The sequence below is a fragment of the Prevotella sp. AM42-24 genome (assembly GCF_003461825.1).
Taxonomy (GTDB): Bacteria; Bacteroidota; Bacteroidia; order Bacteroidales; family Bacteroidaceae; genus Prevotella; species Prevotella hominis.
Map to the genome: position 1 here is coordinate 415 of NZ_QTXV01000146.1, position 1,456 is coordinate 1,870.

General features: G+C 39.3%; 1 protein-coding gene. It reads right to left on the minus strand.

The genetic code is table 11. The features are described from left to right. Nucleotides 1-225: 225 nt before the first annotated feature. Nucleotides 226-978, minus strand: a complete 753-nt coding sequence (locus DW917_RS16740) for a Bax inhibitor-1/YccA family protein (protein ID WP_022110410.1) — start codon at nt 976-978, stop codon at nt 226-228. Nucleotides 979-1,456 lie beyond the last annotated feature (478 nt).

Sequence of the window (1,456 nt, forward strand, 5' to 3'; positions counted from 1 at the left end):
ATCCCTGTACCCACTTTTATTTTTCCCTGCCCACGGAAAAATTCTTGCGTGGGCAGGGAGAAAAATATACCCGGGCAGAGAAGGAAATTTAAAAGAGTATTTTGGAGAATAGGGAGTGTAGTCGAAAAATATTATGATTTAGCATTGCTTGTAGAAAAATAGAGATAGAAAAAGGGTGCGTCATGTAGTTATGACACACCCTTTCTGTCTGTATTTTGTTATTTTTTAGTCTCTGTTGCTGCCTCCGAAAATGCGGAGCAGATAAAGGAAGAGGTTGATGAAATCGAGATACAGGGTGAGTGCACCGAGTAAAGCCAATTTCTGTGCGCCTTCGCTCATGTCGTACTGCATCTGGAGCATCTGCTTGATCTTCTGTGAATCCCAGGCGGTCAAACCAACAAAGATGGCTACGCCTACATAACTTAAGATGTAGTCAAAGCCTGGACTCTTCAGGAACATATTGACCACAGTAGCGATAATCAGACCAATCAAAGCCATGAAGAGTATCTTGCCGATAGAGGTCAAATCTCTCTTGGTCGTATATCCGTAAAAAGCCATTGCTCCGAAAGTACCGGCTGTAATGAAGAATACCTTTGCAATGCTTGTCATCTCATAGAGGACGAAGATGGAGGAGAGCGTTGCACCATTCAATACGGAGTAGAGAATGAAAAGCAATGTGGCTGTGCCCAATGATAGGCGGTTGATGGCGCCACTGATGGCGAAAACCAATACGAACTCGGCGATAATCAATCCCCACATGATAGCGCTGTTAGTGTAAATCGTAGTTAAGAGTGTAGGACTGCTTGCCACACCATAGGCGGTAACACCTGTGATAATGAGTGCAAAGGTCATCCATACATATACTTTGCGCATAAGTGCAGAGAATACGTTGCTTAAACCGCGCTCTTTCTCATTATAAGCGAAACCAGTCTCCTGATTCTGCTCATTTATGAAATTGTACATTTCTTTTTCTGTCATAGTCTTATTTATTTAGTTTATATGATTCTTTTGTTCTGATAAAACTGCTTTGTTTTGATAATCCTACTTAATTTTGATAATCCTGCTCTTATTATGTATGATTCTTCATTTTGCAGCATTATTCTTCAATTTAACGGTTGCAAAGATAATGCCATTTCTTGGAATTGCCACGAAATGCGTTAATAATTAACATTTATTCTCTACTTATGCCATTTCTATATAATCGTTTGCCTGTCATTTCAATGTAGTATATCGCTTGTTTGCAAAGTCCAAATGACTTGTTTGCGACTCGTATCTCTGAAAGATAGAAATCTGGGCTTCGGATTTACGGGTTTTTCTCGTTTCGCTTTTCAAATTTCCAATTATATTATGTTTATTCCTGTGTACGTGTACCAGTGTGCACAGGCAGGAGTGCGTATGTATATTATAATGTGCCCTTGCATTAATTATCTCTCAATATGTAATTAAATGTTAAAAT

Excerpts from the sequence above, each read along its gene's own strand:
- DW917_RS16740 (WP_022110410.1), bottom strand. The coding sequence starts at position 978 with ATGACAGAAAAAGAAATGTACAATTTCATAAATGAGCAGAATCAGGAG.